General features: G+C 64.0%; 24 protein-coding genes. 8 read left to right on the forward strand and 16 right to left on the reverse strand.

The genetic code is table 11. The features are described 5' to 3' along the window. Positions 1 to 22: 22 nt before the first annotated feature. Entirely contained in the window at positions 23 to 2,347 is a 2,325-nt protein-coding gene (clpA, locus tag RQP53_RS07775) for an ATP-dependent Clp protease ATP-binding subunit ClpA (RefSeq protein ID WP_315649654.1), read from the reverse strand. Further along, positions 2,344 to 2,709, reverse strand: a complete 366-nt coding sequence (gene clpS, locus RQP53_RS07780; RefSeq protein WP_315649655.1) for an ATP-dependent Clp protease adapter ClpS — start codon at positions 2,707 to 2,709, stop codon at positions 2,344 to 2,346. Before clpS ends, clpA begins: the two co-directional genes overlap by 4 nt. A gap of 234 nt (positions 2,710 to 2,943) precedes the next feature. On the opposite strand from clpS, the gene RQP53_RS07785 reads away from it, so the two are divergent. After that, a complete protein-coding gene (locus RQP53_RS07785) occupies positions 2,944 to 3,198 on the forward strand; it encodes a cold-shock protein (RefSeq protein ID WP_315649656.1) in 255 nt (84 codons plus the stop codon). A 112-nt stretch (positions 3,199 to 3,310) separates the two neighbouring features. Here the strand turns inward: RQP53_RS07785 and icd are convergent, their stop codons facing one another. From icd to hemN, 3 genes are all read right to left on the reverse strand, one after another. Continuing rightward, complete coding sequence (gene icd, locus RQP53_RS07790) at positions 3,311 to 4,564, reverse strand: NADP-dependent isocitrate dehydrogenase (protein ID WP_315649657.1); 1,254 nt, start codon at positions 4,562 to 4,564, stop codon at positions 3,311 to 3,313. A 124-nt stretch (positions 4,565 to 4,688) separates the two neighbouring features. Further along, positions 4,689 to 5,432: an urease accessory protein UreH domain-containing protein gene (locus RQP53_RS07795; protein WP_315649658.1), complete on the reverse strand. Its 744-nt coding sequence runs from the start codon at positions 5,430 to 5,432 to the stop codon at positions 4,689 to 4,691. Positions 5,433 to 5,479: 47 nt separating this feature from the next. Then, on the reverse strand, positions 5,480 to 6,889 hold the full coding sequence (gene hemN / locus RQP53_RS07800) for an oxygen-independent coproporphyrinogen III oxidase (protein WP_315649659.1): 1,410 nt from the start codon (positions 6,887 to 6,889) through the stop codon (positions 5,480 to 5,482). 188 nt (positions 6,890 to 7,077) lie between these two features. On the opposite strand from hemN, the gene fnr reads away from it, so the two are divergent. Next, positions 7,078 to 7,812 (forward strand): fumarate/nitrate reduction transcriptional regulator Fnr, encoded by a 735-nt coding sequence (gene fnr, locus RQP53_RS07805; protein WP_315649660.1) that lies wholly within the window; start codon positions 7,078 to 7,080, stop codon positions 7,810 to 7,812. A gap of 80 nt (positions 7,813 to 7,892) precedes the next feature. Here the strand turns inward: fnr and RQP53_RS07810 are convergent, their stop codons facing one another. From RQP53_RS07810 to xseA, 11 genes are all read right to left on the reverse strand, one after another. Beyond that, complete coding sequence (locus RQP53_RS07810) at positions 7,893 to 8,195, reverse strand: hypothetical protein (protein WP_315649661.1); 303 nt, start codon at positions 8,193 to 8,195, stop codon at positions 7,893 to 7,895. Beyond that, entirely contained in the window at positions 8,195 to 8,455 is a 261-nt protein-coding gene (locus RQP53_RS07815) for a hypothetical protein (RefSeq protein WP_315649662.1), read from the reverse strand. Before RQP53_RS07815 ends, RQP53_RS07810 begins: the two co-directional genes overlap by 1 nt. 9 nt (positions 8,456 to 8,464) lie before the next feature. After that, complete coding sequence (gene ccoG, locus RQP53_RS07820; RefSeq protein ID WP_315649663.1) at positions 8,465 to 9,916, reverse strand: cytochrome c oxidase accessory protein CcoG; 1,452 nt, start codon at positions 9,914 to 9,916, stop codon at positions 8,465 to 8,467. Between the two features lie 33 nt (positions 9,917 to 9,949). Further along, positions 9,950 to 10,864, reverse strand: coding sequence for a cytochrome-c oxidase, cbb3-type subunit III (gene ccoP, locus RQP53_RS07825; protein ID WP_315649664.1), 915 nt, complete (start codon positions 10,862 to 10,864; stop codon positions 9,950 to 9,952). Continuing rightward, positions 10,861 to 11,037 carry a cbb3-type cytochrome oxidase subunit 3 gene (locus RQP53_RS07830; protein WP_315649665.1) on the reverse strand — a complete coding sequence of 59 codons (177 nt, stop codon included), beginning with the start codon at positions 11,035 to 11,037 and terminating at the stop codon, positions 10,861 to 10,863. The genes ccoP and RQP53_RS07830 overlap by 4 nt, the downstream gene beginning before the upstream one ends. 12 nt (positions 11,038 to 11,049) lie before the next feature. Then, positions 11,050 to 11,673, reverse strand: coding sequence for a cytochrome-c oxidase, cbb3-type subunit II (gene ccoO / locus RQP53_RS07835; RefSeq protein WP_315649666.1), 624 nt, complete (start codon positions 11,671 to 11,673; stop codon positions 11,050 to 11,052). A 19-nt stretch (positions 11,674 to 11,692) separates the two neighbouring features. Then, on the reverse strand, positions 11,693 to 13,156 hold the full coding sequence (gene ccoN, locus RQP53_RS07840) for a cytochrome-c oxidase, cbb3-type subunit I (protein ID WP_315649667.1): 1,464 nt from the start codon (positions 13,154 to 13,156) through the stop codon (positions 11,693 to 11,695). 39 nt (positions 13,157 to 13,195) lie between these two features. Beyond that, positions 13,196 to 13,378, reverse strand: a complete 183-nt coding sequence (ccoS, locus tag RQP53_RS07845; RefSeq protein ID WP_315649668.1) for a cbb3-type cytochrome oxidase assembly protein CcoS — start codon at positions 13,376 to 13,378, stop codon at positions 13,196 to 13,198. Between the two features lie 15 nt (positions 13,379 to 13,393). Further along, on the reverse strand, positions 13,394 to 15,769 hold the full coding sequence (locus RQP53_RS07850) for a heavy metal translocating P-type ATPase (RefSeq protein WP_315649669.1): 2,376 nt from the start codon (positions 15,767 to 15,769) through the stop codon (positions 13,394 to 13,396). 207 nt (positions 15,770 to 15,976) lie between these two features. Beyond that, a complete protein-coding gene (locus tag RQP53_RS07855) occupies positions 15,977 to 16,558 on the reverse strand; it encodes a superoxide dismutase (RefSeq protein WP_315649670.1) in 582 nt (193 codons plus the stop codon). Positions 16,559 to 16,695: 137 nt separating this feature from the next. After that, complete coding sequence (gene xseA / locus RQP53_RS07860) at positions 16,696 to 18,015, reverse strand: exodeoxyribonuclease VII large subunit (protein WP_315649671.1); 1,320 nt, start codon at positions 18,013 to 18,015, stop codon at positions 16,696 to 16,698. A 368-nt stretch (positions 18,016 to 18,383) separates the two neighbouring features. Here xseA and RQP53_RS07865 point away from each other — a divergent pair, with 368 nt between their 5' ends. The 6 genes from RQP53_RS07865 to adk all read left to right on the forward strand — a co-directional run bounded on the left by RQP53_RS07865 (position 18,384) and on the right by adk (position 22,296). Beyond that, positions 18,384 to 19,013 (forward strand): MotA/TolQ/ExbB proton channel family protein, encoded by a 630-nt coding sequence (locus RQP53_RS07865; RefSeq protein ID WP_315649672.1) that lies wholly within the window; start codon positions 18,384 to 18,386, stop codon positions 19,011 to 19,013. Then, positions 19,010 to 19,429 (forward strand): ExbD/TolR family protein, encoded by a 420-nt coding sequence (locus RQP53_RS07870; protein WP_315649673.1) that lies wholly within the window; start codon positions 19,010 to 19,012, stop codon positions 19,427 to 19,429. Before RQP53_RS07865 ends, RQP53_RS07870 begins: the two co-directional genes overlap by 4 nt. Positions 19,430 to 19,436: 7 nt before the next feature. Beyond that, entirely contained in the window at positions 19,437 to 20,480 is a 1,044-nt protein-coding gene (lpxK, locus tag RQP53_RS07875; RefSeq protein WP_315649674.1) for a tetraacyldisaccharide 4'-kinase, read from the forward strand. After that, positions 20,480 to 20,671: a Trm112 family protein gene (locus tag RQP53_RS07880; protein ID WP_315649675.1), complete on the forward strand. Its 192-nt coding sequence runs from the start codon at positions 20,480 to 20,482 to the stop codon at positions 20,669 to 20,671. Before lpxK ends, RQP53_RS07880 begins: the two co-directional genes overlap by 1 nt. An 8-nt stretch (positions 20,672 to 20,679) precedes the next feature. Next, positions 20,680 to 21,432 (forward strand): 3-deoxy-manno-octulosonate cytidylyltransferase, encoded by a 753-nt coding sequence (gene kdsB, locus RQP53_RS07885; protein WP_315649676.1) that lies wholly within the window; start codon positions 20,680 to 20,682, stop codon positions 21,430 to 21,432. A gap of 210 nt (positions 21,433 to 21,642) precedes the next feature. Further along, the gene (adk, locus tag RQP53_RS07890) at positions 21,643 to 22,296 is read left to right on the forward strand and encodes an adenylate kinase (protein ID WP_315649677.1); all 654 of its coding nucleotides are present in this window, start codon (positions 21,643 to 21,645) and stop codon (positions 22,294 to 22,296) included. The last annotated feature ends 72 nt before the right edge of the window (positions 22,297 to 22,368 follow it).

The following is a 22,368-nucleotide window of genomic DNA, read 5'->3' on the forward strand; positions in this document are numbered from 1 at the left end:
ATCACGAGGGGAGCAACTACATTCAGGCTGCTGTGGCCGGCTCCGCCTTGGGCTTGTTGTCGCTGCGCTTGCCACCGGACTGGATGTCCAGCAGCACCTCGCCTGCGGCGTCTACATCCACCGTCAGGCGCCCGCCATCGACCAGGCGCCCGAACAGCAACTCGTCGGCCAGCGCACGACGGATGGTGTCCTGGATCAGGCGCTGCATCGGCCGGGCACCCATCAGAGGATCGAAGCCCTTCTTGGCCAGATGCTGGCGCAGTCCGTCGGTGAAAGTGACCTCAACCTTCTTCTCGCCCAGTTGGCTTTCCAGTTGCAGCAGGAACTTGTCGACCACGCGCAGGATGATTTCCTCGTCGAGCGCGCGGAAGGACACGATGGCATCCAGGCGGTTGCGGAACTCCGGCGTAAACAGGCGCTTGATATCGGCCATCTCATCGCCCTGCTCGCGCACGGTGGTAAAGCCGATGGTCGACTTGTTCATCGTCTCGGCGCCCGCATTGGTCGTCATGATGATGATGACGTTACGGAAGTCCGCCTTGCGCCCGTTGTTGTCGGTCAGTGAGCCATGGTCCATCACCTGCAGCAGCACATTGAACACATCCGGATGCGCCTTCTCGATCTCGTCGAGCAGCAGCACCGAATGCGGCTTCTTGGTGATCGCCTCAGTCAGCAAACCGCCCTGGTCAAAGCCCACATAGCCCGGAGGGGCACCGATCAGGCGGCTGACCGCATGACGCTCCATGTACTCGGACATATCAAAGCGGATCAGTTCGATGCCCAGGATATAGGCCAGCTGCTTCGCCACCTCGGTCTTGCCCACGCCAGTGGGGCCGGAGAACAAGAAGGAGCCGATCGGCTTGTCCGGCTTGCCCAGGCCCGAGCGCGCCATCTTGATGGCGGCTGCAAGCGCATCGATGGCCGGCTCCTGGCCGAAGACCACGCTCTTCAGGTCACGATCCAGGCTCTTCAACTTGCCGCGGTCGTCACTGGACACACTGGCCGGCGGAATGCGGGCGATCTTGGCGACGATGTCCTCGACCTCGGCGCGGGTGATGGTCTTCTTCTGCTTGCTCTTGGGCAGGATGCGCTGAGCAGCGCCGGCTTCATCGATGACGTCAATCGCCTTGTCGGGCAGATGACGGTCGTTGATGTACTTGGCCGACAACTCGGCGGCCGCCTGCAAGGCGCCCAAGGCGTACTTGACGCTGTGGTGCTCCTCGAAGCGCGACTTCAGGCCCTTGAGGATCTCCACCGTCTGCTCGACCGAGGGCTCGGTCACGTCGACCTTCTGGAAGCGCCGCGACAGCGCCGCATCCTTCTCGAAGATGCCGCGGTATTCGCTGAAGGTGGTCGCGCCGATGCACTTCATCGCGCCGGAAGACAGGGCCGGTTTCAGCAGATTGCTGGCATCCAGCGTGCCGCCCGAGGCCGCACCGGCCCCGATCAGGGTGTGGATTTCATCGATGAACAGAATGGCGTTGGGCTGATCCTTCAGCTGCTTGAGCACGGCCTTCAGGCGCTGCTCGAAGTCGCCGCGGTACTTGGTGCCAGCCAGCAAGGCGCCCATGTCCAGTGCATAGACCACGGCCTCGGCCAGCACCTCGGGCACCTGGCCCTCGGTGATGCGCCAGGCCAGGCCTTCGGCGATCGCCGTCTTGCCGACACCGGCCTCGCCGACCAGCAACGGGTTGTTCTTGCGCCGACGGCAGAGGATCTGCACCACGCGCTCAACCTCGTGCTCGCGACCGATCAGCGGATCGATCTTGCCTTCTTTGGCCTGCACGTTCAGGTTCTGCGTGAACTGTTCCAGCGGCGAACCCTTGCCGCCGCCGCCCACATCAGCCTCTTCGCGCTCGGCCTCGTTGCCAGGACCTTCTGGGCTGCCTTTGGGCGGCTCGGGCGGCTCGCTCTTCTTGATGCCGTGGGCGATGTAGTTCACCACGTCAAGCCGGGTCACGCCCTGCTGGTGCAGGTAGTACACCGCATGCGAATCCTTCTCGCCGAAAATGGCCACCAGCACATTGGCGCCGGTGACTTCCTTCTTGCCGCTGCCGGTGGACTGCACATGCATGATGGCGCGCTGGATGACGCGCTGGAAACCCAGCGTCGGCTGGGTATCCACCTCGTCACTGCCGCCCACGGTCGGCGTGTTTTCCTTGATGAACTGCGCCAAACTCTTGCGCAGATCATCGATATTGGCGGAACAGGCCCGCAGGACTTCGGCTGCGGACGGGTTGTCCAGCAGTGCCATCAGCAGATGCTCCACGGTGATGAACTCGTGGCGCTGCTGACGCGCCTCGACAAACGCCATGTGCAGGCTGACTTCAAGCTCTTGCGCAATCATGCGGCCTCCATAATGCACTGCAAAGGATGGCCGGCACGCCTTGCGGCGGCCAGCACCAATTCGACCTTGGTCGCTGCCACGTCCTTGGTGAACACACCACAGACACCGCGACCATCGTGATGGATCTTCAGCATGATCTGGGTGGCCGTATCCAGGTCATGGCGGAAATATTCCTGAAGCACCATCACGACAAACTCCATCGGCGTGAAATCGTCATTGAGCATCAACACCTGGTAGAGACGCGGAGGCTCGGTCTTTTGCGGCACGCGCTCCAGGGTGGTCGTGCCCTCACCGTCGCGGTCGGGAACAAGGCCCGGCACGCTACCCGGCGGCACGGGAGGCTGGTTGGGAAGATCTGGCATGAGCCGATTCTATAGACAGGCATAAGCCCTCACATGGAGCCAAGGCCATCTTCCGTCAAGACCCCGACACGGCACAAGTTGAGATGGACGGCAAGCGCGCCTTATTTCACTGCACAGGCCTGCCCGAGACGGCGCATGCCGATCGACACCCCCGGGCAGTTCCTCAATTGACATCTGGGTGACACTGATTTCAGAATCCGCCCCGGTGCGTTAGACACCGGGATGGAGAAGGAAATGCCACAAGGAACTGTCAAGTGGTTCAATGACGCCAAGGGTTTTGGCTTTATCGAACCCGAGCAGGGCGGAGACGATGTCTTTGCCCATTTTTCTGCAATCCAGATGGAAGGGTTTCGTACCCTGAAGCAAGGCAGCAAAGTCAGCTTTGAGCTGATCCAGGGGCCCAAGGGGCAGCTGGCTCAGAACATCACGCCGATGGAAGCCGCCGCGCACAGTCTGGCCGATATGCAGAGCGCCGGCGTCGCCGCCTGAGGCGCCCCAACCGTCTGCCGGCGCCGCGCGAGCGGTGCCTGAATGACAAAAGCCCGCTCAGAGCGGGCTTTCTGCGTTGCCTCGGCACCGGCATAGGGCCGGCGCGGGGTCATCACATATGGTCGATCATCACCTGACCGAAACCGGAGCAGGAGACTTGTGTCGCGCCATCAAGCAGGCGGGCGAAGTCGTAGGTCACCTTCTTCGACAGGATGGACTTTTCCATCGAGGAGATGATCAGGTCAGCTGCTTCGATCCAGCCCATATGGCGCAGCATCATTTCGGCCGACAGGATTTCGGAACCGGGGTTCACATAGTCCTTGCCTGCGTACTTGGGGGCGGTACCGTGGGTGGCTTCGAACATGGCGACGGAGTCGCTCAGGTTCGCACCCGGGGCGATGCCGATGCCACCGACTTGAGCTGCCAGCGCGTCGGAGACGTAGTCGCCGTTCAGGTTCAGCGTCGCGATCACCGAGTATTCGGCCGGACGCAGCAGGATCTGCTGCAGGAAGGCGTCAGCGATCGAATCCTTGATGACGATGTCCTTGCCCGTCTTGGGATTCTTGAACTTGCACCACGGGCCGCCGTCGATCAGTTCAGCACCGAATTCGGTTTGCGCCAGACCATAGGCCCAGTCACGGAAACCGCCTTCAGTGAACTTCATGATGTTGCCCTTGTGCACGATGGTCACGCTGGGCTTGTCATTGTCGATGGCGTACTGGATGGCCTTGCGCACCAGGCGCTCGGTACCTTCCTTGGACACCGGCTTGATGCCGATACCCGAGGTTTCCGGGAAGCGGATCTTCTTGACGCCGAATTCGTCCTGCAGGAACTTGATCAGCTTCTTGGCCTTGTCGCTCTGCGCTTCGAATTCGATGCCGGCGTAGATGTCTTCCGAGTTCTCACGGAAGATCACCATGTCCGTCTTGTGCGGTTCCTTAACCGGCGAAGGCACACCCTTGAAATAACGAACCGGGCGCAGGCAGACGTAGAGGTCCAGCTCCTGACGCAGTGCCACGTTCAGCGAGCGGATGCCGCCTCCAACCGGGGTGGTCAGCGGGCCCTTGATCGACACCACATAGTCCTTCAGGACTTGCAGCGTCTCTTCGGGCAGCCACACATCGGGGCCGTAGACCTTGGTCGACTTCTCGCCGGCATAGATCTCCATCCAGTGGATCTTCTTCTTGCCGCCGTAGGCCTTGGCCACTGCGGCGTCGACCACCTTGATCATCACCGGGGTGATGTCAAAGCCCGTGCCATCACCTTCGATGTAAGGAATGATGGGCTGGTCGGGCACATTCAGGGAGAAGTCAGCGTTGACCGTGATCTTCTGGCCGCCTTCGGGCACCTTGATGTGTTGGTACATGTGTAGTCGTCTCCGCAAGTCGCGAGGTTGGTGCGGTGGGTACCGCCGTAAAAAAACGATTCTAAGCCAGTGATGCTTGCAGGGAACTGATAGCCGGACAACTCTGCATTGACGGCCGTTCCAATCAGCTGCAGAAGGCGGCGATCTGCGCCCAGATGCCGTGGCCCAGCGCCCAGCCCGAGCTCAGCAGCAACCCCAGTCCGGCCAGCCGTACCGCCCAGGCATAGCCGCGCGCCTCGTCAAGCTGGCCCAGCCTCAGCAGCCGCCACAGCGCCGCAGGCCCCACCAGCAGGCCCAGCGCTGAGCCCAGCGCAAAACAGGCCATCACCGCCGCGCCTTGCGCCGGCCCTGACGCCAGGGCCGCAACCACCAGCGCCGACTGCAGCAAGCCGCAAGGCCAGGCCAGCCAGGCCAGCCCGGCCAGGCCCGCCCGGGCAGGCGCTGACACCGCCCGCTGCCCACCCCGCAGGCCCACGATGGCCACCGAGGCCGTGTTGGCTGCTGAAGGCGAGCGCCCTCGCCCCAAGCCATCCAACCACTGCGGCTGCCGGCCACGCCGGAGCAGAAAGAGACCCAGCCCCAGGGCCGCCAGATGCAGCATCACCCAGAAAGGCCGCAACCAGGCTGCCGCCTGCCCCCAATAGGCCAGCATGCTGACGCTGGAAGCGGCAACAGCGCCGCCCAGCGAATAACTGAGCAAGCGACCGGCCTGCAGGCTGAGCATCGCCGGCCGCATGAGCAGGCCGGAGCCCTGAGCGCCAGACGCGCCGCCGCCGAGCGCCGCACAGGCAGCGCCGCACATCGCCACGCAATGAGGAGAACCGGCCAGGCCCATCAGGAGCGCCGAGCCGGCCAGGGCTGCATCCATTTGCCAGGGCCTCGTTTGAAACCGCCGCGTCTGATCCGCGGCTGAGCCTAGATGATGCGCGAAAAGCGTGCGCGGTTGCGATCGGCCTGCAAATAGCGATCGAACACCATGGCCACGGCACGGACAAAGTACCAGCCCATGGCCGTCACCTGAATGGCTTCCGGCTCGACGACGACCAGACCGGTCTCGGCCAGCGAGGCGAGCTGCTCCAACTCAGCCTTGAAGTAGTCGCGCACCTTGATCAGATGGGCCAGCTCGATCGATTCGAACTCCACCCGCCCCTGGCACATCAGCGCCATGATCATGGCCCGGCGCACTAGATCGTCACGGCTCAGCGCCAGGCCGCGCACGATGGGTAATTGCCCCTGGCGCAGCGTGTCGTAATACTCCGGCAGCTCCTTGGCGTTCTGGCTGTAGGTGGCGCCAACACGGCCAATGGCCGAGACGCCCAGGCCGATCAGGTCGCAATCCGCATGGGTGCTGTAGCCCTGGAAGTTGCGATGCAGCCGCCCCTGGCGCTTGGCGACCGACAGCGAATCGGTCGGCAGCGCGAAGTGGTCCATGCCGATATAGGTGTAGCCGTGGCCAAGGAAACCGCTGATGGCGCCAGACAGCATGCGCACCTTGTCGCCCGCGACCGGCAGCAATGCGGCGTCGATGCGGCGCTGCGGCTTGAAGCGCTGCGGCAGATGGGCATAGCCATAGAGCGCAATACGATCCGGCTTCAACGCTGCCACCTGGGCGATGGTGCGGGCGAACGATTCCGGGGTTTGCTGCGGCAGGCCGTAGATCAGGTCGACATTGGTCGACTCGAAGCCCAGCTCGCGCGACTGCGCCATCAAGGTGGCGACGCTCTCGAAGCTCTGAACACGGTGCACGGCTTTTTGCACCGCCGGATCGAAGTCCTGCACGCCAAAGCTCAAGCGGTTGAAACCCAGCTCGCGCAGATGACGCAGGCGCTGCTCGGTGACGGTGCGCGGATCCACCTCGATCGACACCTCGGCGCCGGGCGCCAGCTTGAATCGGGCGCGAATGTCCTGCATCAGCCGCGTCAGCTCGGCATCGCTGAGGAAGGTCGGCGAGCCGCCGCCCAGATGCAGCTGCGACACCGTCTGCGTGCGCTGCAGCTGCGCCACCGTCAGGTCCATCTCCATGACCAAAGCATCAAGATACTCGGCGGCCTTGTCGTGATGCTTGGTGATGACCTTGTTGCAGGCACAGTAGTAGCACACCGATTCGCAGAATGGAATGTGCACATAGACCGACAGTGGCGTGCCGCCACCCACCATGCCGCCCTCGGCGCGTTGCACCAGGGCCTGGCGGTACTGCTCGGCGGTGAAAGCCTCGACAAAGCGATCGGCGGTGGGATAAGAGGTGTAGCGCGGCCCAGAGACGTCGAAGCGACGCAAGACTTCCTCGGTGATGCCCGGCAGGCTGTCAGCGGTTTGAGATTCCATGTCGCCATGGTGCCAAGCCTGCGCGCGCGGGGTTTGACCCAGGTCAAGCTTGCTGGGCAAGCCCGGGTAAACAATGCCCCCAATTCTTGAGGATGGTCATGTTCAATTCCGATTCCCATCTGGCAAACGATGTGCAAAGCGGCAACGGCATTGGTGCAAAGAGCGCTGCCCAGCCCATAATGCGCCACATGAATGCCATCCCGCCGATCAAATCCGAGCCCTTCAAGGTCGCCTGCTCCAGCTGCAATTTGCGCGAGTTGTGTCTGCCCGTTGGACTGAACTCGGGCGACCTCGAACGTCTGGATCAGCTGGTGGCCACCCGCCGCAACGTCAACCGGGGCGATACGCTGTTCCGCAGCGGCGACTCGTTCCAATCGCTTTACGCCGTTCGCACCGGCTTTTTCAAGACCTGCATCTCGGCCGAAGACGGTCGCGATCAGGTCACCGGCTTTCAGATGGCGGGCGAACTGCTGGGTCTGGACGGCATCAGCAATGACCGCCACTCCTGCGATGCCGTCGCGCTGGAAGACTCGCAGGTCTGTGTGATTCCCTACGGTCAGTTGGAAGAGCTGTCGCGCGAGTTCACCGATCTGCAGCACCAGTTCCACAAGATCATGAGCCGTGAGATCGTCCGCGACCATGGCGTGATGCTGCTGCTGGGCTCAATGCGTGCCGAAGAACGACTGGCCGCCTTCTTGCTGAACCTCACTCAGCGCCTGCAGGCCCGCGGTTTCTCGGCCTCGGCCCTGGTGCTGCGCATGACACGTGAAGAAATCGGCAGCTATCTGGGCCTGAAGCTGGAAACGGTCAGCCGCACCTTCTCCAAGTTCCAGGACGAAGGGCTGTTGGAGGTCAAGCAGCGCCAGATCCGCATCATCGATCAGGCCGGCCTGCAAAAGCTGGTCAACAGCGCACACTGCTGATCGGCCACAGCCTGCGGGCTGAACAAAGACGAAACCCGCCTGTGGCGGGTTTCGTTTTAGGGCTGATCAGATGATGGCGCTCAGCGTGGCCAGCCTCGCGGATGGGCGTCATCCGGCGGCTCGGGCAAGGTGGCCAGCGCCAGCGTCAGGCTGGCCGCCAGGCTGATCAGGGCCCAGAAAATCAGGAAGCTCAGCGTGTAGATGGCCTGCCGGGACAAGTCCATCGGCTGCTGACCGAACCAGCTCAGATCACTGGGATCGATGACGGCAAACACCAGCGCCTCGGTCACGCCGGCCATCAGAAAGGCTGGCCACAGCACATACATGGCCCAACGTCCCAGGCCCGGACGTTCGGGAATGCGCTGGGAGGTCGGGGCCAGCATCACTGACCGCCCGTGGCCGCGTGATTGCGTGCCTTGACTGCCGGCTGCATGGCCGCACTCTGCTCGGTGACGCTGTCAGCCGAAAGCCGGTCGCTCTTTTCAATCACCGGATCGGGGAATTTCAGCGCCAGCGCGAGCGTGATGAAACTGGCCACGACGACCACCGACGGGCCACCCACAACCAGCCACATCATCTTCTCGCGCCACCAGGAGGCCTTGCGCTGGCCGTACTCTTGCTCGCTTTGCGTTGATGTCGGCATCTGCCTCTCCTATCGGGGAACCACAAAAGTTGATTTCTCGCGCAGCGCGCGGGCGGCATCACCCGCCTGCGCTTCGCGCTGAATATCGAAATGGATCTCATGCGCGCCGGCGCCCGCCTGGGCAGCAGCCTCGGGTGGCACGCGCAGCGCCAGCGACAACCAGCGTGCTTCGGCCGCTGCCACGGTGACTTCGACGGGCTGCGTCAGCTTCAAACCCGGCAGGCCAGTGGCCTGCACGGTGTAGCGCTGCGGCGTTTCCGTTGCGTTCATGATCTGCAGCCGGTAGACATTCTCGATGTAGCCATCATCGACCAGCCGAGCCAGTGAGGCGCGATCCCGGACCACATCAACCTTGAAGGGCATCCGGGTGGCAATGCTGACCAGCAAGGCCACACACACCAGGAACAGGATGCCGGTGTAGATCAGCACGCGAGGCCGGAACATCCGACGCAGCAACTGCCCTCGGCCGAGGTGCTGGGCCATGCCGTTCTGTGTGTCGTAGCGGATCAGGCCACGCGGGTAGCCCATCTTGTCCATCACGCCGTCGCAAACGTCGATGCAGGCCGCGCAGCCTATGCACTCGTATTGCAGGCCCTTGCGAATGTCGATGCCGGTCGGGCAGACCTGCACGCACAAGGTGCAGTCGATGCACTCGCCCAGGCCCAGCGCCTTGGGATCGGCCTTCTTGCTGCGTGAGCCGCGCGGTTCGCCACGCTCGGCTTCGTAGCTGATGATCAGCGTGTCCTTGTCAAACATCGCGCTTTGAAAGCGCGCGTAAGGACACATGTATTTGCAGACCTGCTCACGCATATAGCCAGCGTTGCCGTAAGTGGCAAAGCCGTAGAACAGCACCCAGAACAGCTCCCAGGGCCCCAGCGAGAGGCTGCGCACTTCAGCGGCCAGCGTCTGCAGCGGCGTGAAGTAGCCAACAAAGGTAAAGCCGGTCCACAAGCCAATGGCGATCCATGTCGCCTGCTTGCCGGTCTTGCGCCAGAGTTTTTCGAAGGTCCAGGGGCCGGCGTCCAGCTTCATGCGCGCGGCGCGGTCGCCTTCGAACTTGTGCTCCACCCACATGAAGATCTCGGTATAGACCGTCTGCGGGCAGGCATAGCCACACCACAGTCGGCCAGCGACTGCGGTAAACAAAAAGAGCGCGTAGGCTGAGATCAGCAGCAGCGCGGTGAGGTAAATGAAGTCCTGCGGATACAGGACCAGGCCGAAGATGAAAAAGCGGCGGCTGCCCAGATCGAACAGCACCGCCTGACGGTCATTCCATTGCAGCCACGGCAGCCCGTAGAAGACGAGCTGCGTGACCCAGACCAGCACCCATCGCCAAGTCGCAAACCAGCCACTGACAGCGCGCGGATAGATCTTCTTCTGCGCCTGGTAGAGCGACACCATTTCTACCGCGGCGTTGTCGCCGGGCCTGATCTCGGAACTGGTGTCGCTACTGCTGCTCATGACTGGAGGGCTTGACTCAGGGGATTGGTACGATCACTTGCCGGCGACAGCTGTGCCTTGCGACAGGCTCCAGACATAGGCCGCGAGCACATGGATCTGCTCGGGGCTCAGGCGCGACGTGTGGGCCGGCATGACATTGTTCTTGCCGTTGTTGACCATATTGATCACCGCCTCTTCGCCCCAGCCATGCAGCCAGACCTTGTCGGTCAGGTTCGGGGCGCCCAGTGCCTGATTGCCCTTGCCATCCGCACCGTGGCAGGCCGCGCAGACCGCGAACTTGGGCTTGCCGAGCTGCGCAGCGATCGAGTTATGCGGGCTGCCCGACAGGCTCAGCACATAGTTCGCCACGTTGCGCACATCCTCGGGCGTACCGACCGCCGCAGCCATCGGCGGCATCACGCCGTTGCGGCCCTTGGTGATAGTCTCGATGATGGTCTCATGAGCGCCACCATAGAGCCAGTCGTTGTCGGTCAGGTTGGGGAAGCCCTTGGACCCCTTGGCGTCGGAGCCATGGCAGCCGGCGCAGGTGTTGGCGAACAAGCGTTCACCAATACCCATGGCCTGCGGATCCTTGGCCAGCTGCTCGGCCGTCTGTGCCTTGTACTTGGCATAGACGCCTTCCAGCGCGGCACGTGCCTTGGCCTGCTCGGCCTCGTACTGGCCGGCGCTGCTCCACTTCAGGCTGCCTTCATTGCTGCCCAGGCCCGGGTACATCGCCAAGTAGATGCCGGCAAAGACGACTGTCAGCACGAACAGGCCCATCCACCAGCGCGGCAGCGGGTTGTTCAACTCACGCAGGTCTTCGTCCCAGACGTGGCCGGTGGTGTTGTCATTGGCCATGACCTTGCGACGGCTGGCAATCAGCAGCAGCACGATACACAGCACCAGACCGAGAATGGTCGCGCCGGCCACAAAGGTCGACCAACCGCCGGAGAAAAAGTCACTCATTCCGACCTCCTTGCGAAGGGGTTAGCAGCGGCCCCACCGTCGTCCATCAAGGGCAAGGCAGCCATCTCATCAAAACCCTGCTTGTTGCGCTTGGAATACGCCCAGACGGCGATCACCACAAACATCAGCAGGGACAGCAGCGTGAAACCCGCTCTCAGATCATTGAGATCCATCTCGATCTCCCTTTACTTGAGCGCGGTGCCCAGCACCTGCAGATAAGCGATCACGGCATCCAGCTCGGTCTTGCCCTTGACTTCATCGCCAGCCTTGGCGATCTCGTCATCGGTATAGGGCACACCGACGGTGCGCAACGCGCGGAACTTCGGCGCCATATCGGCCGGGTTGACCGTCGCCGTGGCCAGCCAGGGGTAAGCCGGCATGTTCGACTCGGGCACCAGATCGCGCGGATTGGTCAGGTGGATGCGATGCCATTCATCGCTGTACTTGCCACCGACGCGATGCAGATCCGGACCCGTACGCTTGGAGCCCCATTGGAAGGGGTGGTCGTAGACAAACTCGCCGGCCACCGAGTAGTGCCCATAGCGCAGCGTCTCGGCGCGGAAGGGGCGGATCATCTGCGAGTGGCAGTTGTAGCAGCCCTCGCGGATGTAGACGTCCCGGCCAGCCAATTGCAGCGCGGTGTAGGGCTTCAGACCCTCGACCGGCTGAGTCGTCGAGCGCTGGAAAAACAGCGGCACGATTTCCACAATGCCGCCAACGATCACCGTCAGCAGCACCAGCACGATCATCAGGAAGTTGCTGGTTTCAATCTTCTCGTGACCAGCGACGGCATGATTTGCATTTGCCATTTGTATTTCTCCGTCTGCTTCAGGCGTGGACCACGGCCGGGATGCGCACGGCTTGCGCCTTGCCCACCTGCACGGTCTTGACCACGTTCCAGGCCATGATGCACATGCCAGTCAGATACAACAGACCACCGCCCAGGCGGATCACATAGAAGGGATAGGTCGCCTTCACGCTCTCCACAAAGGTGTAGACCAGGGTGCCATCCGGGTTGACCGCACGCCACATCAGGCCCTGCATCACACCGGCAATCCACATCGCAGCGATATAGAGCACGATGCCGATGGTGGCCACCCAGAAGTGCAGCTCAATGGCGCGCTTCGAGTACATCTCGGTGCGGCTGAACATGCGCGGGATCAGGTGGTACAGGCAGCCCATTGAGATCAGGCCGACCCAGCCCAGCGCGCCCGAGTGCACGTGACCAACGGTCCAGTCGGTGTAGTGCGACAGCGCGTTGACCGTCTTGATCGACATCATCGGACCTTCGAAGGTCGACATGCCATAGAAGGACAGCGAGACGATCAGGAACTTCAGGATCGGGTCATCACGCAGCTTGTGCCAGGCACCCGAGAGGGTCATGATGCCGTTGATCATGCCGCCCCAGCTCGGTGCCAGCAGGACCAGTGAGAACAGCATGCCCACCGATTGCGCCCAGTCCGGCAGCGCCGTGTAGTGCAGATGGTGAGGACCGGCCCACATATAGGTGAAGATCAGCGCCCAGAAGTGCACGATGGACAGGCGATAGCTGTACACCGGGCGGCCGGCCTGCTTGGGGATGTAGTAGTACATCATCCCGAGGAAACCTGCGGTCAGGAAGAAGCCCACGGCATTGTGGCCATACCACCACTGCACCATGGCATCCTGCACGCCGGCATAGGCGGAGTAGCTCTTGGTCAGGCTGACCGGGATGGCAGCGCTATTGACCAGGTGCAGCAGGGCCACGGCGATGATGAAGGCGCCGAAGAACCAATTCGCCACATAGATGTGCCGGATCTTTCGCGTGCCCACGGTGCCGAAAAACACCACAGCGAACGAGACCCAGACCAGCGTGATCAGGATGTCGACCGGCCATTCCAGCTCAGCGTATTCCTTGCCGGAGGTGATGCCCAGCGGCAGCGTGATCGCCGCAGCCAGAATCACCAGTTGCCAGCCCACAAACGTGAACCAGGCCAGACCGGGCGCGAACAAGCGCGTCTGGCCGGTGCGCTGCACCACGTGGTAGGCCGTCGCAAACAGCGTGCAACCGCCGAAGGCGAAAATCACCGCATTCGTATGCAGCGGGCGCAAGCGCCCGTAGCTCAGGAAAGGGATCCCCAGATTGAGTTCGGGCCAGGCGAGTTGGGCGGCAATGATGACGCCGACCAACATACCGACAATGCCCCATAGAACCGCGGCGAGCGCAAACGCGCGCACGACGCCGTCCTCGTATACCGGCCCCGCCGGCTGCGACAGTCCACCCGGACCAGCCGCTTGAGCAACACTTGCCATTGACGTGCTCCTTCCAACACTAGATTGACGACGGCATTCTTAGGGGATTACTTTGGTCACAGCTTGATCGCCATCAACCTGTGCTGTTTCATCTTCCAGAATGCGCTCACCTTCACGCACCAAATCGTCCATCTGCCCGTTGTTGATCGCCCAGCCAAAGACGCCGACGATCAACAAGACCAGCACCACGGAGAGCGGAATCAAGAGATACAAAATTTCCATCAGCGTCTTCTTGGCTCAGACGGCTCGCGCGCGCACCGACACAGTGGCGCCGCGCGGCGGCGAAGCAGGCTCATGGCGCGGCACAGCGTCAGACAGCGGCCGCCCCAAACGCAAAGCATTGAGGATCACAAACAGGGAACTGGCTGCCATGCCGATGCCCGCTGCCCACGGTGGCAGCAGGCCAAGCAAGGCCAGCGGAATACAAGCCATGTTGTAGGCCGCGGCCCAGGCCAGGTTCTGGCGGATCACGCGACGGGTACGCACGCTCAAGGCACGTGCCAAGGCCAGGTCCATCAGCCGGCCTGACAGCAGCACCGCATCGGCATGGCCGCGCGCGATCAAGGCGCCCTGCCCCATCGCGACGCTGGCATCGGCCTGGGCCAGCACCGGCGCGTCATTGATGCCATCGCCAATCATCAGCACGCAATGCCCGGCGGCCTGCAAGGCGCGCACCTCGGCCAGCTTGCCCTCGGGGCTGATACCGCCACGCGCCTGCTGAACGCCGGCCTGTGCCGCCATGGCCTGGGCGCGCTCAGGCGCATCGCCAGACAGCAGCAGGCTGCGCAGGCCCAGCTCATGCAGGGCTGCGATCGCAGCAGCCGCGTCGGCACGCAGATGCTCGTCAAAACGCCAGCGCAGCAGCGGCTGCCCTGGCTGCCCGAACGCAAGCTGGGCAGCCGCAAGATCCGACGGCTCAAGCGTCTGGGGCGAGGCCAGCGACGCGTCTGCATCCGCCACCCAGGCCGGCGCACCCAGCCGCCAGACGCGGCCTTCGGCATCAACAGCCTGCAGGCCGAGGCCAGGCCACTCACGCACCTGCTGCCAGCGTGCCCTGTCGGCTTCTTCAACCTTGGCAAGGCGGCTCAAAGCCTGCGAGACGGGATGGCGCGAATGGGCGGCCAGCGCGGCCGCCTGCAGCAGCAGTGCCGGCTCGGGCGCGGCAGGCCAGCTGCGCGACAGCAGCAAGCCTTCCTCAGTCAGCGTGCCGGTCTTGTCCAGCACCACGGTGTCAACATCGGCCAGCGTTTCCAGCACGTCGAGCCGCGCCAGCAGCACGCCACGGCGCGCCAGCGTGCCGGTGGCGGCCAACCAGGCCGAGGGTGCCGCCAGCGACAAGGCGCAGGGGCAGGTGACGATCAACACCGACACCGCCACCCACAGCGCACGCTGCGGCTCAATCCAGTACCAGACCAGCGCCCCTGCCAGTGCCAGGGCCAGCACCGCCCACAGGAAAGGCCCTGCCGCGCGGTCTGCCAGCCGCAGCGTGGCGGGACGCTGCGTCAGCGCCTCGCGCATCAGGCGAACAATGCCTTCGTAGCGGGTGTCGGCACCAACGCGCTGCAAGCGCAGCAGCACGGGCGCGAGCAGATTCATGCTGCCTGCTATCGCCTCCTCACCCGGCCCCTTGCTGACTGCTGCGGCCTCGCCACTGAGCAAGGCCTCGTCGGCTGCCGTTTGGCCCTGTTCGATCAATCCGTCGGCCGGAAAGGCCTGGCCGGCAAAAACCCGCACCAGATCACCAACGCGCAGCTGCGCCGGGCTGACCCGCTCGACGCCGCCATCGGCGAGCAGGCGCTCCACTTGCTCAGGCAGGCGCTGCGTGGCCGCCTCCAGCGACTGCGCCACCCGATGCCGCGCACGCAGCTCCAGATAGCGCCCCGCCAGCAGGAAGCTGACGAACATCGTCAGCGAATCGAAATAGACCTCGTGGCCGAAGATGCCACCGGGCTCGAAGCTGGCGCCGGTGCTGGCAACAAAAGTCACCACTAGCCCCAGTGCCACCGGCACGTCCATGCCCAGCCGGCGCGCGCGCAGCTGCTGCCACGCCGCTTTGAAAAAGGGCCCGGCCGAGAACAGCATCACCGGCAGCGTCAGCACCCAGGAGCCCCATTGCAAGAGCTGGCGCAAATCGGCCGACATCTCGCCTGGCTCCGCCAGGTAGATCGGCGTGGCCAGCATCATCACCTGCATCATTAAAAAGGCGGCGACGAAGAGGCGCCACAGTGCCTGCCGGTGCTCGCGCTCACGCAGCTGGCGCGCCGGCGCAGCCACATCGGGCGCCGCGTCATAACCCTTGGCGACGATGGCCTGAAGCAGCTCGGAGATACGTGCCACGCTGGGGTCCCAGCACAGCTGAAGCCGCTGGGCGGCCGCATTCACCTGGGCAGCGACGACACCCGGCTGCGCCACCAGGGCGCGTTCGATGATGCCGGCGCAGGCGGCGCAGTGCATGCCACTGAGCTGCAGCTGAGACACGGCCCGGCGTTGCCCCTGCGGGCCCTGCTCCCAGCGGGTGTAGCTGGCCAGCACGGCCTCGTCGTCAAGGCACGCCCTGGGAGCCGATGCCTGGGCAGTGTCGGTGACGGGCGGTTGTGGGTGGGCGGATGTCATGAGCATTGGGTGAGCGAAGAGCCACCCCGGGGCCTAATCTAACCAAAGCCGACACAAAGCACATGACTTATATCAAGGCAGACCCACGAATGGGCTCAAGCTCACCCAAATGACGCGCAATCGCATCAGTCGGCGTCGTTGATTCAGACCCGCCAGGGCAAAAAAAGACCGGCCTCAGCCGGTCTTTCGTTTTCTTTGCGGTTCCGCTCAGGCGAAATTGGCCTGGGCAAAGTCCCAGTTCACCAGGTGGTTCAGGAAGGCCTCGACGAACTTCGGGCGCAGATTACGGTAGTCGATGTAGTAGGCGTGCTCCCACACATCAACAGTCAACAGTGCCTTGTCGGCCGTGGTCAGCGGCGTGCCGGCGGCGCCGGTATTGACGATGTCAACGCTGCCGTCGGCCTTCTTCACCAGCCAGGTCCAGCCGGAGCCGAAATTGCCCACGGCACTCTTGGTGAAGGCTTCCTTGAAGGCATCGAAACTGCCCCACTTGGCGTTGATGGCATCAGCCAGCGCGCCGCTGGGAGCGCCGCCGCCATTGGGCTTCATGCAGTTCCAGAAGAAGGTGTGGTTCCAGATCTGGGCGGCATTGTTGTAGATCGGGCCGCTCGAGGTCTTGACGATGTCTTCCAGCGACTTGCCTTCGAACTCGGTGCCCTTTTGCAGATTGTTCAGGTTCACCACATAGGCGTTGTGATGCTTGCCGTGGTGGAACTCCAGCGTCTCGGCGCTGTAGTGCGGGGCCAGTGCGTCCTTGGCATAGGGCAAGGCGGGCAAGGTATGTTCCATGAGGAGTCCTCTCTTCTAGCGTTGGGTGATGAACGAATCGGGCTCGCGGGCGAACCGGGTCGGCGCCGATTGTAGGCAGCTACAGCCACGCGGCGCATGACCCTCGGCGGCGTACGCCCTTGCGGGCGTGCCTGCGCTCATTGCGCCTTGGACGCTCGCCGTGTCCTGGCCGGCTTGACCGTCTGCACACGCAGCTGTGCCTCGCCATCGGCCAGCACCGCGTGCAGATCCTGCCCGGGCTGCAGCTGCGCCACCGAAGTCAGCGCCCGGCCCTGACCGTCGTCCAGCCAGGCATAGCCCCGCGCCAGCACCTGCTTGGGGTCCAGCGCCGCCAGGCGGGCCTGCAGCGTCTGCAGCCGGTCGGCCTGATGCTGCAGCGCCTGCGGCAAGGCGCGGCGCCAGCGCTGTTCCAGGTGCTGCAACTTCTGCTGCTGCATGGCCTGCAGCCGAGGCAAGACCTGACCCCAGCGCTGGGCCAGCAAGGCGATACGGCGCCGCTGGCGTGCCAGCGCATCGCTGGGGCGAGCCAGACGCAAAGCGGCGCGATCCAGGCGCTGCGCGTGAGCGTCCAGGCGCTGGTCCATGCGACGCATCAGCGTGCGCGCCAGTGCGGCCAGCTGATCCATGCAGGCGGCCCGTGAGGGCGTGGCCAATTCGGCGGCCGCGGTTGGCGTCGGCGCGCGAAGATCGGCAGCCAGGTCGGCCAAAGTCACATCGGTCTCGTGGCCGACCCCGCAGACCACCGGCAAGGCGGATTCGGCAATCGCCCGCACCAGGCGCTCATCATTGAAGGCCCACAAATCCTCCAAGGAGCCGCCGCCACGGCAGAGCAGCAGCAGATCCACTTCGGCCCGGGCATTGGCCTGCGCCAGCGCCTGCAACAAGGCGGCTGGCGCTTCGGCACCCTGGACCAGGCTCGGGTAGACGATCACCTGCACATGCGGCGCACGGCGCGCCAGCGTGGTCAGCACATCGTGCAAGGCGGCGCCTGCCAGCGAGGTGATGACGCCGATTCGCGTCGCAAATGCGGGCAACTCACGCTTGCGGCTGGGATCAAACAAACCCTGCGCCTCCAGCCGGGCCTTGAGCCGCAGGAACTGCTCGTACAAGGCGCCCGCCCCGGCCCGCCGCATCGCCTCAACGATGAACTGCAACTCACCACGCGGCTCGTAGAGCGCCAGGCGGCCGCGCAACTCGACCCGCTGACCATCGGCCGGCGCGAAATCAGTCAGCGAGGCCGCGCGGCGAAACATCGCACAGCGCAGCATCGCCGCTGCGCCATCGGCATCCTTCAGGCTGAAATAGCAATGCCCGCTGGCCGCCCGCGTGAAGCCGGACAGCTCGCCTTCGACCTGAACCACGGCGAAGCGCGCCTGCAGGCTGTCGGACACCGCGTTCAGCAGCGCAGCAACCCCCCAGCTGAGCCGTGTTGATGCGGGTTTGAAGGGCTCACCCATGCGCAAACCCAGCCGTGGCGCGGGACCGGAACTCCACAAGCGCATGAACACTGGGCCGGCGGGCCGATGCACCCGTCACGCCACTGACACAAAGCGATAAGCGCTTGTTTTGCAAGTTGTTTTTCCTGCTCAAAAATGAGGCAATGTGTGCCAAACCCAGATTTTTCGGCCTCTGGCGCGGCTTCATCAGCGCTTGCCCACAAAGTTATCCACAGCCGCGGTGGATGTCTTTGACGGCAGCCAAAGGGCGGGCTGCGCCCTGTCACAGAACTGTGCCGGCAAGCGCCACGGATGGCGCCATAATCGCGCGCAGCCAAGCCCGCAGCACCGCCCGCTGGGGGCTGAATTGTCCTGATGAGGGGAAGACCTTGCTTTCGATCATACAAGCCGCCGGCTGGCCGATTTGGCCCCTGCTCCTGTGCTCCGTCGTGGCCCTGGCGCTGGTTATCGAGCGCCTGTCCAGCCTGCGGCCGCAACGCATTGCGCCACCGACGCTGCTGGACGAGGTGCTGAGCGTCACCAGCCATCACCTGCCCAATGCCGATGTGATCAACAAGCTGGCCGAGAATTCGCTGCTCGGTCAGGTGCTGGCCAGTGGGCTGCGCGCCGTCGTCGTCGAGCCGCGCATCACTGACGCTCGCCTGCGCCAGACCTTCGAGCTGGCCGGTCGCGCCGCCATCCATCAGCTGGAGCGTTACCTGAACACGCTGGGCACCATCGCCACTGCAGCACCACTGCTGGGTCTGCTGGGCACGGTGGTGGGCATGATCGAGATCTTCGGCAGCCAAAGCCCCAGCGGCAACAACCCCGCCCAGCTTGCTCATGGCATCTCGGTGGCGCTGTACAACACCGCCTTCGGCCTGATCATCGCCATCCCTACGCTGATGCTCTACCGCTACTTCCGCGGCCTTGTCGAGGCCTATGTGCTGGAGTTGGAGCAGGCCAGCGAGCGTTTCATGTCCCACCTGACCCGCTTCAGCCAGGGGGCGCAGCGATGAAGTTCCGCCAGCGAAAGGCCGAGGAGCCGGAGATCAATCTGATCCCCTTCATCGACGTGCTGCTGGTGATCCTGATCTTCCTGATGCTGTCGACCACCTACTCGAAGTTCACCGAGTTGCAGATCACGCTGCCGACCGCCGACGCCGATGCTGCCAAGGACCGACCGCGCGAGATCATCGTCGCGGTGTCGGCCGACGGGCGCTACATGATCAACCGCCAGGTTGTCGAGGGCCGCACCGTCGAGTTGCTGACCGCCGCGCTGGGCCAGGCCGCGCAAGGTCAGCCCGACACCATGGTGATCGTGTCGGCCGATGCCTCGGCGGCCCATCAGTCGGTCGTCAATGTGATGGACGCGGCGCGCCGTGCCGGACTGGCGCGGCTGACCTTCGCGGCCCAGGGCAAGAGCGAGAACTGACACGGCCATGAGTCTGGCCGATAGGCTGCAGCGCGCCTGGCGTGATGACGACGCGCTGGCCCAGGCCTTGCGGCCCCTGGCCGCCCTGCACGGCGCCCTGATACGGCTGCGCGTGCTGCTTTACCGGCTTGGTTTCAAGCGCGCCGCCAGCCTGCCGGTGCCGGTCATCGTCGTCGGCAACTGGATCGTCGGCGGTGCCGGCAAGACGCCCACCACGCTGGCGCTGCTGCGCCGCTGCGCTGCCCTGGGTCTGCGCGCAGGCGTCATCTCGCGCGGCTATGGCCGCAGCGATGAGACGCTAATCCGTGTTGTTAGCGGCGGGGACAGTGCTACGGAGGTTGGCGACGAACCGCTGCTGATCCAGCGCCGCGCAGGCGTGCCGGTGGCTGTGGGCCGCGACCGCGTCGCCACGGCCAGGGCGCTGCTGGCCGCCCATCCCGATTTGCAAGTCCTGATCAGTGACGATGGCCTGCAGCATTGGCGCTTGCCGCGCCAGCTGTCGGTGCTGGTGTTTGACGAACGCGGTCTTGGCAATGGCCGCCTGCTGCCCGCCGGCCCGCTGCGCCAGAACAGGCCCTTGGCCGCCGCACCTGGCAGCAGCAGCGAACAACTGGTGCTCTACAACGCCCCGCAAGCCAGTACGGCCTTGACTGGCCATCTCGCTCAGCGGCGCCTTGCCGGCGCGGTGCGCTTAAAGGACTGGTGGGCCGGCCAGCCCGCCACGCTGCAGGCACTCCAAGCACTGTGCAGCGCACGTGCGCGCCCCCTGCTGGCGGCCGCCGGCATGGCCGCGCCGCAGCGCTTCTTTGCGATGTTGCGAGAACAGGGCTTGGTCATCGACGAACTGCCCCTGCCTGACCACTACCGCTTTGACACCCTGCCCTGGCCCGCTGACACGCCGACGCTGCTGATCACGGAAAAAGACGCCGTCAAACTCTTGCCCGAGCGCCTGCATGGCACCGAGGTCTGGGTGGTAACGCTAGACTTCAGCCCCGAACAAGCTTTTGAGCAAGCGCTGGACAGTCATCTGGCCAGGCTGCTGAACCGATGATGGATAACCGACTGCTGGACATGCTGGTCTGCCCGATTTGCAAGGGCCCGCTGGAATTGCTGCGCCATGAGGACGGCAGCCGCGAACTGGCCTGCCACGCCGACCGACTCGCCTTTCCGATCCGTGACGACATTCCGGTGATGCTGGCCAATGAGGCACGCAGCCTGGACAGCAGCGCGTCTGGCGGCTGAGCAGATTCATGAGCTTCACTGTCATCGTCCCGGCGCGGCTGGCGTCGACCCGCCTGCCTGGCAAGCCACTGGCTGATATCCACGGTCTGCCGATGATCGTCCTCGTCGCCCGGCGTGCCGCACTGTCGCAAGCCAGCCAGGTCGTTGTGGCCACCGATGCGGCCGAGGTCATGGCCGCTTGTGAGGCTCATGGCGTCAAGGCACTGCTGACCCGTGCCGATCATCCCAGCGGCAGCGATCGCCTCGCCGAGGCCTGCACGCAGCTGGGTCTGCAGGGCAACGATCTGGTCGTCAACGTGCAGGGTGACGAACCGCTGATCGCGCCCGCCATGATCGATGCCTGCGCGGCCCAGTTGGCGCTGCGCCCCGAGTGCGTGATGGCCACGGTGGCCCATGAGCTCCGCGATGTGTCGGAGTTCAACAACCCGAACGTGGTCAAGCTGGTGACCGATGCACTGGGCCGTGCCCTGTATTTTTCCCGCGCGCCAATCCCGTGCTGGCGCGATGCTCCGGTTGCTGGCCAGCCAGCCCCTGGCGCGGTGTACCGGCACGTTGGCTTGTATGCCTACCAGGCCGGCTTTCTGCGCCGCTTCCCGACGCTGGCGGCCAGCCCGCTGGAGCAGATCGAATCGCTGGAGCAACTGCGCGTGCTCTGGCACGGTGAACGCATCGCCGTACACATCAGCAGCGAGCGCCCCGGTCCTGGCGTGGACACGCCTGAGGATCTGGCCCGCGTGCGTGATTTGCTGCGTCCGCGCTGATCCAGCATCTGGGATCGCAAGCACGGCGTGGAGGCCATGCCACACCGGCTTTTCAAAGCGCTGTCCTCTGCGGGTTACACCCCAGAACAAGCCGTCACAGCGTCAGCCGAGTGAAGGCTTGTGCGTGCTATCCTCGCCCGCAGTATCCGAGGGCGACTGTGCACCATCCGTGCGACTGGCAGTCGTTCTCATCGAGTATCAAGGAGACCCATGCGACTTATTCTTCTTGGCGCACCCGGCGCCGGTAAAGGCACTCAAGCCGCCTTCCTCTGCCAGAAATACGGCATCCCGCAGATCTCCACCGGCGACATGTTGCGCGCCGCTGTCAAGGCCGGCACCGAAATGGGTCTGGCTGCCAAGAAGATCATGGACGCCGGCGGCCTCGTCAGCGATGAGATCATCATCGGCCTGGTCAAGGAGCGCATCGCTCAGCCGGACTGCGCCAATGGCTTTCTGTTCGACGGTTTCCCGCGCACCATTCCCCAGGCCGATGCCATGAAAGCAGCCGGCGTCAAGCTGGACTATGTGCTTGAAATCGATGTGCCTTTTGATGCCATCATCGAGCGCATGAGCGGCCGCCGCTCCCACCCCGCCTCGGGCCGCACCTACCACGTCAAGTTCAACCCACCCAAGGTCGAAGGCAAGGATGACGTCACCGGTGAAGACCTGGTGCAACGCGACGACGACAAGGAAGAAACCGTCAAGAAGCGTCTGGAGGTCTACTCGGCCCAGACCCGTCCGTTGGTCGACTACTACTCGCAATGGGCCAATCAGGGCGATCCCCAGGCGCCGAAGTACCGCGCCATCGCCGGCCTTGGCTCGGTGGACGAGATCACCGCTCGCGCACTGGCCGCACTGAGCTGAGCGCTGCCACGGGCCTCGTGCCAGTCAAACTGCAAGCCGCTGTTCCAGCGGCTTTCTTTTTGCCCGACAATT

The organism is Roseateles aquae (genome assembly GCF_032337115.1).
In the GTDB taxonomy this organism is placed as follows: domain Bacteria; phylum Pseudomonadota; class Gammaproteobacteria; order Burkholderiales; family Burkholderiaceae_C; genus Roseateles_C; species Roseateles_C aquae.

Bases quoted from the DNA above. Each gene is read 5' to 3' on its own strand.
- hemN (WP_315649659.1), bottom strand. From the start codon at position 6,889: ATGGAATCTCAAACCGCTGACAGCCTGCCGGGCATCACCGAGGAAGTC.
- RQP53_RS07795 (WP_315649658.1), bottom strand. From the start codon at position 5,432: ATGGATGCAGCCCTGGCCGGCTCGGCGCTCCTGATGGGCCTGGCCGGT.
- ccoO (WP_315649666.1), bottom strand. From the start codon at position 11,673: ATGGCAAATGCAAATCATGCCGTCGCTGGTCACGAGAAGATTGAAACC.
- adk (WP_315649677.1), top strand. From the start codon at position 21,643: ATGCGACTTATTCTTCTTGGCGCACCCGGCGCCGGTAAAGGCACTCAA.
- RQP53_RS07870 (WP_315649673.1), top strand. From the start codon at position 19,010: ATGAAGTTCCGCCAGCGAAAGGCCGAGGAGCCGGAGATCAATCTGATC.
- lpxK (WP_315649674.1), top strand. From the start codon at position 19,437: ATGAGTCTGGCCGATAGGCTGCAGCGCGCCTGGCGTGATGACGACGCG.
- fnr (WP_315649660.1), top strand. From the start codon at position 7,078: ATGAATGCCATCCCGCCGATCAAATCCGAGCCCTTCAAGGTCGCCTGC.
- clpS (WP_315649655.1), bottom strand. From the start codon at position 2,709: ATGCCAGATCTTCCCAACCAGCCTCCCGTGCCGCCGGGTAGCGTGCCG.
- RQP53_RS07850 (WP_315649669.1), bottom strand. From the start codon at position 15,769: ATGACATCCGCCCACCCACAACCGCCCGTCACCGACACTGCCCAGGCA.
- RQP53_RS07815 (WP_315649662.1), bottom strand. From the start codon at position 8,455: ATGCCGACATCAACGCAAAGCGAGCAAGAGTACGGCCAGCGCAAGGCC.
- RQP53_RS07810 (WP_315649661.1), bottom strand. From the start codon at position 8,195: ATGCTGGCCCCGACCTCCCAGCGCATTCCCGAACGTCCGGGCCTGGGA.
- ccoG (WP_315649663.1), bottom strand. From the start codon at position 9,916: ATGAGCAGCAGTAGCGACACCAGTTCCGAGATCAGGCCCGGCGACAAC.
- ccoP (WP_315649664.1), bottom strand. From the start codon at position 10,864: ATGAGTGACTTTTTCTCCGGCGGTTGGTCGACCTTTGTGGCCGGCGCG.
- RQP53_RS07785 (WP_315649656.1), top strand. From the start codon at position 2,944: ATGCCACAAGGAACTGTCAAGTGGTTCAATGACGCCAAGGGTTTTGGC.
- xseA (WP_315649671.1), bottom strand. From the start codon at position 18,015: ATGGGTGAGCCCTTCAAACCCGCATCAACACGGCTCAGCTGGGGGGTT.
- ccoN (WP_315649667.1), bottom strand. From the start codon at position 13,156: ATGGCAAGTGTTGCTCAAGCGGCTGGTCCGGGTGGACTGTCGCAGCCG.
- RQP53_RS07855 (WP_315649670.1), bottom strand. From the start codon at position 16,558: ATGGAACATACCTTGCCCGCCTTGCCCTATGCCAAGGACGCACTGGCC.
- icd (WP_315649657.1), bottom strand. From the start codon at position 4,564: ATGTACCAACACATCAAGGTGCCCGAAGGCGGCCAGAAGATCACGGTC.
- ccoS (WP_315649668.1), bottom strand. From the start codon at position 13,378: ATGGAAATTTTGTATCTCTTGATTCCGCTCTCCGTGGTGCTGGTCTTG.
- kdsB (WP_315649676.1), top strand. From the start codon at position 20,680: ATGAGCTTCACTGTCATCGTCCCGGCGCGGCTGGCGTCGACCCGCCTG.
- RQP53_RS07880 (WP_315649675.1), top strand. From the start codon at position 20,480: ATGGATAACCGACTGCTGGACATGCTGGTCTGCCCGATTTGCAAGGGC.
- RQP53_RS07830 (WP_315649665.1), bottom strand. From the start codon at position 11,037: ATGGATCTCAATGATCTGAGAGCGGGTTTCACGCTGCTGTCCCTGCTG.
- clpA (WP_315649654.1), bottom strand. From the start codon at position 2,347: ATGATTGCGCAAGAGCTTGAAGTCAGCCTGCACATGGCGTTTGTCGAG.